This is a genomic window from Acinetobacter stercoris (genome assembly GCF_900323515.1).
Taxonomy (GTDB): Bacteria; Pseudomonadota; Gammaproteobacteria; order Pseudomonadales; family Moraxellaceae; genus Acinetobacter; species Acinetobacter stercoris.
This window is the reverse complement of the sequence record NZ_OOGT01000095.1, coordinates 1-14,300: the sequence shown is the minus strand read 5'-3', so window position 1 is coordinate 14,300 and position 14,300 is coordinate 1. Positions and strand designations below refer to the sequence as shown.

The 14,300-nt window shown below is 38.1% G+C and carries 14 protein-coding genes; 9 read left to right on the top strand and 5 right to left on the bottom strand.

Translation table 11 applies throughout. The annotated features are described in order from the left end of the window. Positions 1–88: 88 nt before the first annotated feature. From KPC_RS11040 to KPC_RS11015, 6 genes are all read left to right on the top strand, one after another. Positions 89–1,012: an acyltransferase gene (locus KPC_RS11040; RefSeq protein WP_121974436.1), complete on the top strand. Its 924-nt coding sequence runs from the start codon at positions 89–91 to the stop codon at positions 1,010–1,012. 46 nt (positions 1,013–1,058) lie between these two features. Beyond that, entirely contained in the window at positions 1,059–2,084 is a 1,026-nt protein-coding gene (locus KPC_RS11035; RefSeq protein WP_228212236.1) for an ion transporter, read from the top strand. Positions 2,085–2,195: 111 nt separating this feature from the next. Next, positions 2,196–2,912 carry a septum site-determining protein MinC gene (minC, locus tag KPC_RS11030; RefSeq protein ID WP_121974434.1) on the top strand — a complete coding sequence of 239 codons (717 nt, stop codon included), beginning with the start codon at positions 2,196–2,198 and terminating at the stop codon, positions 2,910–2,912. A gap of 65 nt (positions 2,913–2,977) precedes the next feature. Beyond that, positions 2,978–3,790: a septum site-determining protein MinD gene (minD, locus tag KPC_RS11025; RefSeq protein WP_121974433.1), complete on the top strand. Its 813-nt coding sequence runs from the start codon at positions 2,978–2,980 to the stop codon at positions 3,788–3,790. 2 nt (positions 3,791–3,792) lie between these two features. Further along, positions 3,793–4,065: a cell division topological specificity factor MinE gene (gene minE, locus KPC_RS11020; RefSeq protein WP_121974432.1), complete on the top strand. Its 273-nt coding sequence runs from the start codon at positions 3,793–3,795 to the stop codon at positions 4,063–4,065. A 97-nt stretch (positions 4,066–4,162) separates the two neighbouring features. Then, entirely contained in the window at positions 4,163–4,450 is a 288-nt protein-coding gene (locus tag KPC_RS11015) for a PA4642 family protein (protein WP_121974431.1), read from the top strand. Positions 4,451–4,507: 57 nt separating this feature from the next. Here the strand turns inward: KPC_RS11015 and rhtC are convergent, their stop codons facing one another. After that, positions 4,508–5,125, bottom strand: coding sequence for a threonine export protein RhtC (gene rhtC, locus KPC_RS11010; protein ID WP_121974430.1), 618 nt, complete (start codon positions 5,123–5,125; stop codon positions 4,508–4,510). Between the two features lie 183 nt (positions 5,126–5,308). Continuing rightward, the gene (locus KPC_RS11005) at positions 5,309–8,341 is read right to left on the bottom strand and encodes a DNA translocase FtsK (RefSeq protein ID WP_121974429.1); all 3,033 of its coding nucleotides are present in this window, start codon (positions 8,339–8,341) and stop codon (positions 5,309–5,311) included. Positions 8,342–8,652: 311 nt separating this feature from the next. Between KPC_RS11005 and trxB the strand changes: the two genes are divergently transcribed. The 3 genes from trxB to KPC_RS10990 all read left to right on the top strand — a co-directional run bounded on the left by trxB (position 8,653) and on the right by KPC_RS10990 (position 11,406). Beyond that, positions 8,653–9,606: a thioredoxin-disulfide reductase gene (gene trxB / locus KPC_RS11000; protein ID WP_121974428.1), complete on the top strand. Its 954-nt coding sequence runs from the start codon at positions 8,653–8,655 to the stop codon at positions 9,604–9,606. 242 nt (positions 9,607–9,848) lie between these two features. Next, positions 9,849–10,574: a leucyl/phenylalanyl-tRNA--protein transferase gene (aat, locus tag KPC_RS10995; protein WP_121974427.1), complete on the top strand. Its 726-nt coding sequence runs from the start codon at positions 9,849–9,851 to the stop codon at positions 10,572–10,574. 16 nt (positions 10,575–10,590) lie between these two features. Next, positions 10,591–11,406: an arginyltransferase gene (locus KPC_RS10990; protein ID WP_121974426.1), complete on the top strand. Its 816-nt coding sequence runs from the start codon at positions 10,591–10,593 to the stop codon at positions 11,404–11,406. A 9-nt stretch (positions 11,407–11,415) separates the two neighbouring features. Here KPC_RS10990 and rimI read toward each other — a convergent pair whose 3' ends face one another. The 3 genes from rimI to tuf all read right to left on the bottom strand — a co-directional run bounded on the left by rimI (position 11,416) and on the right by tuf (position 14,295). Next, complete coding sequence (gene rimI, locus KPC_RS10985) at positions 11,416–11,874, bottom strand: ribosomal protein S18-alanine N-acetyltransferase (RefSeq protein ID WP_121974425.1); 459 nt, start codon at positions 11,872–11,874, stop codon at positions 11,416–11,418. 128 nt (positions 11,875–12,002) lie between these two features. Continuing rightward, a complete protein-coding gene (locus KPC_RS10980) occupies positions 12,003–12,884 on the bottom strand; it encodes a metal-dependent hydrolase (protein WP_121974424.1) in 882 nt (293 codons plus the stop codon). A 220-nt stretch (positions 12,885–13,104) separates the two neighbouring features. After that, the gene (gene tuf / locus KPC_RS10975; RefSeq protein WP_121974437.1) at positions 13,105–14,295 is read right to left on the bottom strand and encodes an elongation factor Tu; all 1,191 of its coding nucleotides are present in this window, start codon (positions 14,293–14,295) and stop codon (positions 13,105–13,107) included. Positions 14,296–14,300 lie beyond the last annotated feature (5 nt).

Below are 14,300 nucleotides of genomic sequence, written 5' to 3'. Positions count from 1 at the left end.
CAATTTATTCATAGTTATAATATTTTATTTATTTTAAGTCTATTATATCAAATCAAAATTCGTAGATATTTACTTACAGGAATGTTGTATGTCATCCGAACAGAAAAAACAACCCATATTAAAAAAAATCACACGTGGTTTAACAGTAGGTTCAGTCATTACAGGAAGCACTTTTTTCCATGGTCCTCCTGTCCTTGCTTTAGGATTGACAAAATTATTTAAAAAGTCACGTAAAGTTGATGAAACCAATATCCAAATTACCAATAGCTGGTTAAGTGTCAACAATTGGTTAATCGACCACGTGCTCCCTGATCTTGAATGGGATATTTCAATAGATGACAATCTTGATCTTAACTTGCAAGGTCGTTATCTGATGACCTGTAATCACCAAAGTTGGGTAGATACTACAGTAAATCAATATTTTGGTTTAACACGTATGCCCCTAACCCGTTTTTTTACGAAATGGGAGCTTATATTCATTCCTTTTGTTGGACAAGCTTTCAAAATTTTGGGCTTCCCGATGATGAAACGTCATACAAAAGAGCAAATTGCTAAAAACCCTGAACTAAAAACACGAGATATGATGGAGGCACGAAAAGCATGTGAACAATTGCTCAGTCAACCGTTTACATTACTCAACTATCTCGAAGGTACCCGTTTTACAAAAGAAAAGCATGATCAACAAAAATCTCCTTATGTTAATTTGTTAAAACCCAAAGCAGGAGGTTTAGCCTTAGCATTAAATATTCTTGGAGATAAAATTGATGCTTTGGTTGATATGACAATTGTTTACCCTGACGGAGCACCAGAATATAGTGATTTTTGGCTTGGTGAGGTCAAGCGCATAGCAGTGAATCTAAGAAAAATTGATCTGCCAGAATGGGTTCTTGCTGGAAACTATGAAGATGATCCAGAATACCGCGAACGTTTCCAGAAGTGGGTGGATGAATTATGGGCTGAAAAAGACCAATTGATCACCTCAATGAAAGAAAAATACCAAACTGAAGTATAAAAGCAGGCAGCTTATGGCAGACCCGAAACAAATTAAAATAAATAGCATGAGGCAAAAATATAATACGCCTGCATGGAAGCTGTTTCTGATTTATGACATTTTCATGATGGTGATTATTGTCGTTAATCTGGTCTGCCTTGCTCTAAATGCTTTTTTACTCAGTAATTTTGCTCATTGGTTATTCAATGAAATTCACTTATCTCAACTGCTCGACTTCTATAAAAGCGATTTACATCCCTGGGTCGTCAAGATCGAAAGCTGGTTCATTATCTTTCTTGTAGTTGAACTCGGTATCCGCTGGTTAATCGCTATAGTCAGAAAACATCATAAACGCTGGTTTTTCTTTCCATTTGTACATTGGTATGAAATTCTGGCAATTATTCCTTATTTACGTTTTTTAAGATTGATTCGTTCTGTCATTATTGCTTATCGCCTTGAAGAACTAGGATATAAAATCATTCCTGTGAGCTGGAAAAAAACAGCTTTATTTTATTATCGTGTGGTCATGGAAGAGCTTTCTGACCGAGTTGTCATCACTGTTATCGATGGTATTCGCACTGAACTTGATACCAGTTCTTCTCATAAAAAAATCATTCATGATCTGGTCGATCACCACCGTGTAATGTTTGCCGAAACTCTGGCGCAAGTATTACAAGAATCACTCGCCGTCGAACTTAAAAACCAGCAAGACAATATCTCACACAGTGTAGGACAAATCGTTAATCAAGCAATTGCAGATACACCAGAACTCACCCGATTACTAAGACTTATTCCTATTGTTGGTAATACGATTGAACATCAGATACAAAGCATAGGACAAAGATTAGGAGAAAATATTACTCAAGGTTTAATCCAGCCTTTTGTACAAGGAAGCCCTGATACCCTTAATCCTAATTATCGTTTAATTGCAGAAAAAGTTAGTCAAATGAATATTGATAATCAATCTCTTGAACAATTAGTTGAATCTGTGGTTTATGAAAGTTTAGAATCTATACGCAAACAGGTTAAAATTAAACAATGGCAACTTGTACTAGAAAAAAACGATCAAGCTAAAGAAGCATCAATTCATTGAAAATATTTGTATCTTAGCTAGAGAAATCATTCAAATTGTTCTAGCATTTGCTCTATTTATAATTTGACTTTGACCTCTTTAAAATGGTTAAAAGCCCGTTAAGGAATTTTTATGGCTGATATTCGGATTACTGGCAGAATGGTTAATTTTACCCGATTAACCTTTGATACAAATGATCATGATGTCATCCGCCAGCAATTGACAACCATGCTAAATGAAACCTCCTATCAAGGTGCACTGGTTGTGTTAGATAGTACAGTTGAACAAGAATTGATTGCGCTTATCCAGCTTTTGATTGATCTGGATTTACAACCTATGGGGGTTATTGATGGGGTTCTGGGAGATCAGGCTCGGGCTATCCAGTTTCCTGTATTACCTGCGGACCGTCCATTACAAAGAATCAAACCTACACAAGAGCAAGTTGTTGAAAAAACAGCCAACAAACCAGAAAATCAACAATCTGTTACATCTTCACAGCCAAAAACTGTAAGTTATGCAAGCTCATATCATGATGAAATATTAAGAACTGGGCAATGCATTGTGCAAGATCATGGTGATGTAATTATTAATGCAGGTATAAATAGCGGTTCTGAAGTAATTGCTTCAGGAAATATACATATTTACGGCAATGTACGTGGTAGAGTCATTGCTGGTGCTGGAGGAAATACTTCGGCAAGAATTTTCTGTCATTCACTTGAGGCAGAACTGGTTTCAATTGCAGGAACATACTGTGTAGCAGATGATATCCCACAAAATATGATAAAAAAACCAGTTCATATTTTTTTGAATGACAACCAAGAGCTTGAATTTAAAGCTTTAGAAATTTAAGGTATAAATCAAACACCATAAAAACCCTATTCAAAAGGGGATTGACCATAACAGGAGTGGATTCGGTGGCCAAAATTGTTGTCGTTACATCAGGCAAAGGTGGCGTAGGAAAAACTACGACAAGCGCATCTTTTGCAACAGGTTTAGCCCTTCGTGGTCATAAAACTGTTGTTATAGATTTTGACGTTGGGCTACGTAATTTAGATTTGATCATGGGCTGTGAGCGCCGAGTTGTTTATGACTTCGTTAATGTCATTAATAATGAAGCACGATTACAACAAGCATTAATTCGTGATAAAGACATCGAAAACCTATATATCTTGCCAGCATCACAAACTCGCGATAAAGATGCCTTAACTGATGAAGGCGTTGCACGTGTAATTGATGAGCTTTCACAGGAATTCGATTATATTATTTGTGATTCACCAGCAGGTATTGAGCGTGGTGCTATTTTATCAATGTACCATGCAGATGAAGCAATTATCGTCACGAATCCAGAAATTTCGTCAGTTCGAGATTCTGACCGTATTATTGGTATGCTTGATAGTAAAACTAAAAAAGTAGAGCAAAATGAAGGGCGTATACGTAAACATCTATGTATCACTCGCTATAACCCTGAACGTGCGGACAAACAGGAGATGTTAACAATCGATGACATTTCCAAAGACATTTTACGTATTCCTACGCTGGGTGTTATTCCAGAATGTCCAAGTGTTTTACAAGGATCAAACGAAGGTAAACCAGTGATTCTTTATAGTGAATCAGCTGCTGGTCAGGCTTATGATGATCTTGTTGCGCGTTTCCTAGGTGAAGAGCGCCCTTATCGTCACATTACTGCTAAACCTAAAGGCTGGTTAGCACGATTATTTGGAGGGTAAAGATGGCAGGATTCTGGAGTAAACTTTTTAGTAACGATGATAAGCAATCTAGTGCTAAAACTGCCAAAGACCGCTTAAAAGTGATCGTGGCATCTGAGCAGGGATTGGGTCGTCGTTTAAGCCAAGACAAGATTGATCAAATGAAGAAAGAAATCATGCAAGTGGTCAATCGTTATGTCCGTGGTGTAGATGAGCAACATATCCAAATGCAGGTTCGTTCAGAAGCGAATATTGAAATGTTGGAAATGAATATCAATTTGCCTGAAGAACGTTAATCTGATTTTTGATTAGTCAAGTGAATTGAATCAAGGCAAAATAGCGCACGTTATTTTGCCTTTTTAATGAATATTCAAATTAAATGGAGATTGTGTCATGGCAGTATCACAGCCAGCAACTTTCAATGAAGAATGGTCAGATGAGCGTGTATTTGCCTATTTAAACCAACTTCCCCCTGAAGGCGTTAATGCCGATTTTCATGTGCTTTACAATGCATTCAAACATATGCGCCCAAATGACTTTGAACGTTTGCTAACAAAATTTAAAGCAGATGGTCGTGACATCAATGCAAAAAATCCAGAAGGCCAAAGTATTGCAGATGTCATCAATGAATTTCCAAGCCAACGTGAAAGTTTTCTTCAAGTCTTAGCAAAATTTGCTTAATCTTGATAAACAAAAAAACCTGCTTATAGCAGGTTTTTTTTACTCATAAACTTACGGCTACTTACTACCTATTAAATAAGCACCAAATGCTGTAAATATACCACCTGAAATACCATCAACCCATTTTGCAGCATTCTTATATGCCGCTTTAAAGCGTGAGAGTGAAAATATAAATGCAACAAAACTAAACCATAGCAATGTAACCACAGATACAATCACAAATAAAAGAAAATGTACGCGCTCTAAAGCGGGATTGACCATAAACACGGAAAATACACTACCGAAATATATGATCGCTTTAGGATTTGAGATATTTGTTAATAACCCTTTAAGAAAAAAACGCAAATTACTCTGCGGCAATTCAAATGTATGCTCTGCGGTCTTATTCTTGCTAAAAGCAGATTTTAGCATTTGAAAGCCTAGCCAACATAAATATATACCACCAGCAACAAGCATGATGTGTTTAAGCCAAGCCATTTTTTCAAAAATAATATTCAGCCCCATCAGAGCCAACATTGCCCAAAACATGACACCCGCAGTAATTCCTAAAACCACAAACATTGACTGTTGACGTGAACGACTAATAGCTGTTTGTGAAACTAAGAAAAAATCAGGCCCTGGTGTTGCCAATGCACATAAATGGATAAACACCAAGGTACATAATGCGATAAACATTTTTGTCACCTTTAGAATTGTGTTTTGGGCTTACTGCTTATGGATAAATAATAACAGCAATTCTGAATAATATTTGAAATTGGTCACAAAACAAAGCTTATTTTCAAGTTATTTTTCAAATAAAAAATAGCTCCATCATTGGAGCTATTTTTGCAATTAAAATCAGTTTGGCTGAAAGCTAAACTACACCAGAATCTCACGTTTACCATTTGGTCCCATGGCACTTACAATACCCTGTTCTTCCATTTGATCTACAATACGTGCAGCCCTGTTATATCCCAGACTGAATTTACGTTGTAATGAAGAAACAGAAACTTTTCTGGTTTCTAACACAAACGAAACACATTGATCATAAAGAGCATCTCGGCTTGAATCACTATCACCATCTTCAAAACCTCGACTTGCCGGTTCTTCATCATAAGGTGTCAGGATTTCATCAACATAATTTGGAGAACCACGTTCACGCCATGCATCACAGATACGGTTTACTTCATCATCTGCAATAAAAGCACCGTGTACACGTTCAGGTTCAATTTTACCCGGACCAAGGAATAACATATCACCATGACCAAGTAGGTCTTCTGCCCCACCAGCATCCAATATAGTACGTGAGTCAATCTTACTGTTAACGCGTAATGCTACTCGAGTTGGAATATTTGCCTTGATCAAACCCGTGATCACATCTACTGATGGACGCTGTGTCGCAAGCAATAAATGAATACCGGCAGCACGTGATTTTTGTGCCAGACGAGTAATCATCTCTTCTGCTTTTTTACCGACCTGCATGATCATGTCAGCAAATTCATCTGCAACAATCACGATTGATGGTAATGGAGTTAGACGCGGTGCACGTTCTTGAGTTGCAGAATCACTCGGTTTCCAAGTCGGGTCGATTAAATCTTCACCATTTGCCAAAGCCTCTTCAACCTTACGGTTATAATCTGAAATTTTACGGATTTTCAAAAAAGACATCAGTTTATAACGACGTTCCATTTCATTTACACACCAGTTTAAAGCACTAACAGCATCTTTCATGTCTGTTACAACAGGAGTCAATAAATGTGGAATATCATTATAATTTGCAAGTTCTAGCTGCTTAGGATCAATTAAAATCAATCGAAGTTGGTCTGGAGTATATTTTAGCAGCATGGATAAAATCATGGCATTCACAGCCACTGACTTACCAGAACCAGTTGTACCAGCAACAAGCATATGTGGTGCTTTAGCCAGGTCGGTCAAGACCGGATTTCCCGAAATATCCTTACCCATAGCCATGGAAATCAAACCATTTGGGTCTCGATAAGCTGGTGTTTCTAACAGCTCGATGAGACGAACCATTTCACGGGCACTATTTGGAACTTCAATCCCGATATATGGTTTACCTGGAATAACTTCCACTACACGGACAGAAGCCATAGACATTGAGCGAGCCAAATCACGTGAAATATTTGTTACTTTAGATGCTTTTACACCTGGTGCCAGATCTAACTCAAAACGTGTTACTACTGGGCCTGGCTGAGCCTCAACTACTTTTGCCTTGACGTTAAACTCTTGTAACTTGATTTCTAAAAGTTCAGATAGCCGAGCTAATTGTTCTGCTGTGAAATTGACCTTTTTATTTGGATCAACTTCGTCCAATAACTCAAGTCCAGGTAAAGGCGGTAAGTCTTTACGTCGTTCAGCCACCTGCATTGCACGCGACATGGGACGACCAAATGCATCCGTAAGCGGTGCATCTAAATCAAACTCTTCTTCAACTTCTTCTGTTTCAACCTTACCTGCTGTTTCTTGCCAAGCTTCCCGGAATGCATCTTTATTTGAAGAAATCAGATTTTTTTCTTCTTCCGTAACATGTGCTGTATTCAGATGCGTTTGTATATCTGCCCTGACAAATGGTGTAGACTGGGCATAACTACTCGTTGAACGCACCTCTTCAACTTCAACCATAGATGCAAGATCATCCAGCTCTTCTGCAAGAGACTGCTGTTGAACTGTAACATTCGATACAACTGTGCCTGCCGCCGTCAAATGCTGATCGTTTAATGTATCTTGATTAAAAGGACTGTGGATATCTGTCGCAGTTTTGGTATTAGGTACAGCTGCAAGTAGATCATCAAATACCTGATCATCATCCCAGTCTAAGTTGTTATCATCATGCGCTCTTTGTGATGGCACACTGGTATTTTGCAATGTATGCACACGTTCTTGAGATATTTCACTTAAATGTTCTGGCTGAGTCTGTAGAGGCTCATCTTCTGCTGCACGCAATAGTGCATCAATTTCTTGTTTATGATTACTATTTTGACTCAGTGCCTTCCATACTTCACCCGTTGCCACAACTCTCTGGCTATCTTGCTCAAGTTGATGTGCTTTAACTAAAGTTTTTTCAAGCTCTTCATCATCAATATCAGGTGGGTTTGAAAATTCTGCCTGTTTTGCCTGCTCATATGCAACAACATCTGCAAATAAACGCTCGGCTTTTGCTTCAACCAGAGCATTATCTTCTGCTACAGATATAGACGGTTCATGTTCAGCAAAACTTTTAGACTCATCTGACGCAGATGATTGTTGTTCTACCGTGTTCGCTGCTTGTTTTTTCTTTAATGCCGGATTTGTCAAATCAAAATCTGACTCACTTTCAGGCACATTTTTATAAAATAAATCTTGTAAATAAGCTGGTGTGGCTTTCAGAGTTACCCATGTTTTATTCCATTTCACACCAAAAGCCAATGTAAACAATACAAGCCAAAGCACAACCAAAAAGAACACTGCACCATAGATTGTAAGCAATCCTGACAGACTTTCACCCAACTCATAACCGATAATTCCACCTGAGGCATTATCTAAAGTATCAGCAGGAACATTCCACATTAAGTACAAAAGGGATGCTGTGGTAAGCAAAATAAAAAATTGGGCAGCAAAGCGAAATGGACGGCTTAAGAAACTATGTGGCCACCAGACCTGAATTGCCTCAACGAATAAAAATATAGGGATAAGCAAACTCGCCCAGCCTAAAAAACCGAACAGCAGATCTGCAATCCACGCACCTGCAACACCACTCGCATTAGAGACTTGCTGAGTATCACTAGAAATATGCATCCAACCTGGATCAAATGGGGTATAAGTCACTGTTGCAAGGAACAAATAGATCCCAAATGAAATCAAGAATAATGTTAATAATAAGCGCTGTGCATAAACACTCGACACCGCAGTCATATACTGTCCTGTAACCAATTATTCAAATTGCTCTTTTGTTTTAGCTTTACGCTATCTTAAAAGAATAAATCTTTATATTATGCACCTGTTCTTGAAAAAAAGATGCATGATAATTTACTTGTGTTGTAAAGGTTTGTTGAGAATTCAGCGATTTAATACTGTTTCTGCTTCTCAAATGATTATACAGCTTTTCTATATAGCTCAATTCGATTTAGATGATCAATATTATCCACATTGAAGCCACACAATAGCTATAGAGTTTCACGTATAATTTAATCAATTTCTATATTTTTTATAAAAAAGGATGACTCATGAGCGCTCGTCACTCTCGGTTAATTATTTTAGGTTCTGGTCCTGCAGGCTATAGTGCTGCTGTCTATGCTGCACGTGCAAACTTAAAACCCACTTTAATTGCTGGTATGCAATTGGGCGGTCAGCTCACAACAACAACTGATGTCGAAAACTGGCCAGGTGATCCTGAAGGATTAACAGGTCCAGCGTTAATGGAACGTATGCAGGCTCATGCAGAACGTTTCGGTACCGAAATCCTTTATGATCACATTAATGAAGTTGATCTTAAAACTCGCCCGTTTGTTTTAAAAGGTGATATGGATGAATACACCTGTGATGCACTCATCGTAGCAACTGGCGCCACTGCACAATATTTAGGTCTGGAGTCTGAGCAGGCTTATATGGGACAAGGTGTAAGTGCCTGTGCCACATGTGACGGGTTTTTCTATAAAAACCAGAAAGTTATGGTTGTGGGTGGAGGAAATACTGCTGTAGAAGAGGCATTATATCTTGCAAATATCGCATCACATGTCACTCTCGTACATCGTCGTGATAAATTACGTTCCGAAAAAATCCTTCAGGATCATTTAAATGAAAAAGTCAAAGAAGGCAAAATCAGTATCATATGGAATCATCAGGTAGACGAAGTACTTGGTGATAAAACCTCTGGTGTGACTTCAGTTCGTTTAAAATCAACTCAAGATGAAAGCACTCAGACTGTAGATGTATCAGGACTATTCATTGCTATCGGTCATAAACCCAATACAGGGATGTTTGAAGGTCAGCTAGAACTTCGAAATGGTTATATACAGGTTCAAAGTGGTACTGCTGGTAATGCAACAGCAACTTCTGTCGCTGGTGTATTTGCAGCCGGTGATGTAGCCGATGATGTATATCGCCAAGCAATTACTTCTGCCGGATCAGGTTGTATGGCTGCACTTGATGCAGACCGTTATTTAGATGAAATTAAATAAGCCTTCGTAATCATAAGCACTTCGAGTATTAAGTTAGATAATCTAATGATCGAAGTGCTTATTACACCAATCTTTTAACCACATTATAAAAATAATGATTTGAACCAGGCATGAAAAGCAAGGATTTCACTTCAAAGCGACCAATCTTAAACGTTCAAAACTCTTTGCATTATTCATAATATTTTCTAACAAGATCAGCTAAGATAAAGTACAACCTGTATTGCAAATCACATATTTTGCCTATGTTAAATCTATCTCAATATATTTTTCCCGATCCAGTTGAGTCAGATCCAGAAGGTCAGGGACTTATTTGTATTGGGGCTGATCTCTCCCCTTTTACACTCTTTGAAGCCTACACTCATGGTTTGTTCCCATGGTTTTCCGAAGGTGAACCTATTTGCTGGTGGTGCCCTGAGCCACGCTGTATTATTCGCCCAGAACATTACACTCCAAGCAAGTCACTGATTCGAAACATGAAAAAGTTTGACTATCAAATTACTGTAAATCATGCTTTTGAACGTGTCATTCGTTCGTGTGCCATGCCAAGAAGCTATGCAAATGAAACATGGATATCAGAAGAAATCATACAAGGGTACACTCAACTGTTTGAAGCAGGTCTAGCTTATAGTGTTGAGGTATGGGATCGAGAAGAGCTAATTGGAGGGCTATATGGGGTATCTATTGGGCATGGTTGCTTTGGTGAATCTATGTTTAGCACCAGAACTGATGTTTCTAAAATGGCTTTTTACGTCCTGATGCTCATTGGACTGGAAAATAATTTGCCATGGATTGATTGCCAACTTGTCAATGATCATCTGATAAGTTTGGGCGCTTGCACAATTTCTCGTCAAGAATATCTAAATTCGTTACAAGATGTAATTAAATTACCTCCACCAGATTGGAAAAGTTATCAAGAAGGTGTATTTTCAAGTAAAACAATAGCACTAAATGCACGATTAAGGACATAAAAAAGGAGGGACACATATGAAATCTTACTTACCGAAGTCCCTATTAAATGACTTACAGTACTATATAACACCTCCGCACGATTGCAGTTATCTTGAAAATAAATCTGCACGAATGGTTTTTTTAGATCCTGTTCACCGTATTGATGTTGTTACACTTTCAGAACTCTCACGCCTCGGTTTTAGACGCAGTGGCGATTTTGTATATCGCCCTGAATGCCATTTGTGCCGACAATGTCTGTCTTGTCGTGTTCCTGTCGATAGTTTTCAAATGAATAGTACACAAAAAAAAGCATGGAAACGCAATCAAGATCTGGAAATGAAAATCATCTCGACCAAAGATGCTACTGACATACATTACGATCTTTATGAAAAATATATTATCTCCAGACATTCAGACGGAGATATGTTTCCTCCTAGCTATGATCAGTTTGAAAAATTTTTGATTCATAGTTGTACCCAAAGCTTTTTTTTAGAACTGTACAAAGAAGATCGACTCGTCAGTGTGTCTACATGCGATATTCTGGATGATGGTGTCTCTGCTGTTTATACTTTTTTTGATCCCGATGAAAGTAAACGTTCACTTGGGGTATACGCTATTTTAAAACAGATTGAATATGTAAAGTCTATCGGACAGGATTATGTTTACTTAGGCTATTGGGTACCACATTCTGATAAAATGAATTATAAATCCCAATATGTTCCTATTGAATTATTGCTTGATGGTCAGTGGCGCAGGTTAAATCGTTCTTTGACATCGGAAGAAATTGATCAGCTTGGCGAAATGTTAATGACGACTTTACCATCCGAGTGGAATGAATTGATTATTAAATAATTCAGTTAATTATTTAAATAGTTGACTGAAATCATCACTACATGGTTTCACCATAATAATGGCATGCTCTCGACTACCATCATTATTTGGATAATAATTCTTTCTTAAATCAATTTGATGGAAACCACTCTTTTCATACAGCCCAATTGCAGGTTGGTTACTTTCCCGAACCTCTAAAAATATCTGAACTGGATTATTTTTAAGTAGCTGAATTGACTCATCCAATAATTTATAACCGAACCCCTGCCCTTGTTGGTCCGGGTGAATCGCCATAAGTAATAAATTAGCTTCATCCAATACACTTTGTAAAATACAAAAACCCACTACCTGACCATTTTTTTCAATCACTGTGCATTGATAAGATTCTAATGACTCTGCAAATTGTGACAATGTCCAGGGATGTGTTTGTACCAGTTGCTCAATGTGACTAACTATATTTAAATCAGTTTTTTGCATTAAACGAATCATATTCGTTCATCTTTATAAATTAAAACGCGATTATAAGAAATTCATTTCAGATTGCGAATCATTAATTCAAAAAAAATAGGGCAATTTGCATTGCCCCCAGAGTTAACATGACGGATTAGTTTTTATTTTTATAGACCCAATTTCGCTTTCCATTTTTCCAAAAGCTCGACAGTATCATGGTCATTAGGATGAAAGTTTGGTTTAAACCAAGCCAACATCTCTTTTGTCATTCCTGCAATAATACCTTTTGATGGGCTATAACCATATTTGAAGATAATGCCCAACTCTTTCAGATTTAGTTTTCCATCTTCTTTCAAAAGACGTATTACAAACGAAGACTGAACAAGAAAAATCAGCGTCATTGCCATGATTAAGGAAGAGCTACGAAGTGCGTAAGCTTTCAGCCCTTTACCAAAGATTCCTTCATAAACATCAAAAGCAACAGCTTTATGTTCATTTTCTTCAATCGCATGCCAATACCACATATAAGACATTGTTGGATCAGTCATCAATTCCTGTATGTGTTTGTTCGTCAACAACTGTGAAGCAATAGTTGCAGTAAAATGTTCCAGAGCTGTAGTTGCTGTTAAATCAACCATTTCCTGCGTCATACCAAATGGCTTGACTAATTTTGCAAAGGTTTTACGTGCAGCTTGAATGACAACGCCAGTTTCACGTTCAAATTTTGCCACATCATGCCCATATTTTTGAGCTGAAGCATTAAAACCTACGTGTTCTTGAGTATGCATTGCCTCTTGACCAATAAAGGCACTAATTTCTTTTTGTAGTGCTTCATTGTCTTTAATTGCAGGATGATAACGAACAGCACGAACTGAATCAATGAACAATTTTTCACCATCTGGAAATAACGCTGATAAAGCTGTCATAAAGTGGGTAATTCCAGGTGAATTATTTGCCCAGTACTCTGGTACATTATCAAAGTTAAAGTTCATACGACGTACTGGAAATGTCGCACCTGCACGATTTGAGATATTTACCTTAGCATTCATTGCCAAAACTCCTTTCAAATGTGGAATACATCTGAAACATCTTTATGTTTGTTTTTCTTAGTTCTATCTTACTTTTTTCTCAAATCCAGATAAGTGCTGTTGAGGTCAACTGAATATCAGTTAAGGACAAATTCAGTGGAAGATTGTCTGACAATTTTATTAAATTCTTATTGAGATAAAAAAAGCGCTCTAAAAGAGCGCTTTTTACACAGTCAAGTGATTATGCAGTTACTTTAGCAACAACACCAGCACCTACTGTACGACCACCTTCACGGATCGCAAAACGAAGACCTGCGTCCATTGCAATCGGGTGGATCAATTCTACTGACATTTCTACGTTGTCACCAGGCATAACCATTTCAACGCCATCTTTAAGAGAGATCGCACCAGTTACATCTGTTGTACGGAAGTAGAACTGTGGACGGTAACCATTCAAGAATGGAGTGTGACGACCACCTTCATCTTTAGAAAGTACATATACTTCTGCATCAAATTTAGTATGCGGCTTGATTGTACCTGGNTTAGCAAGTACCTGACCACGTTGTACTTCTTCACGTTTTGTACCACGTAGAAGAATACCACAGTTCTCACCAGCACGACCTTCGTCAAGAAGTTTACGGAACATTTCCACGCCAGTTACAGTTGTTTTAACTGTATCTTTAATACCAACGATTTCAACTTCTTCGCCTACTTTAACGATACCAGATTCTACACGACCTGTTACCACAGTACCACGACCAGAGATTGAGAATACGTCTTCGATTGGCATCAAGAATGCTTTATCGATAGCACGTTCTGGTTCTGGAATGTAAGAATCAAGCGCTTCAACAAGTGCAAGAACTGAAGATTCGCCATATTGACCAGCATCACCATTAAGTGCAGCAAGTGCTGAACCACGGATAACTGGAGTGTCATCACCTGGGAAGTCATAAGTAGAAAGAAGTTCACGAACTTCCATTTCTACCAATTCAAGTAATTCTTCGTCGTCAACAAGGTCACATTTGTTCAAGAAAACAATGATGTAAGGTACACCTACCTGACGAGAAAGAAGGATGTGTTCACGAGTTTGTGGCATTGGACCATCAGTCGCAGCACATACAAGGATCGCACCGTCCATCTGAGCAGCACCAGTGATCATGTTTTTAACATAATCGGCGTGTCCCGGGCAGTCTACGTGAGCGTAGTGACGAGTTGGAGAATCGTATTCTACGTGTGAAGTATTAATTGTAATACCACGAGCTTTTTCTTCAGGTGCAGAGTCAATTGCTGCGTAATCTTTAGCTTCACCGCCGTAAGTTTTTGCACAGATTGTTGCAATAGCAGCAGTAAGAGTTGTTTTACCATGGTCAACGTGACCGATTGTGCCCACGTTTACGTGTGGCTTATTACGTTCAAACTTAGCCTTAGCCATTTGAT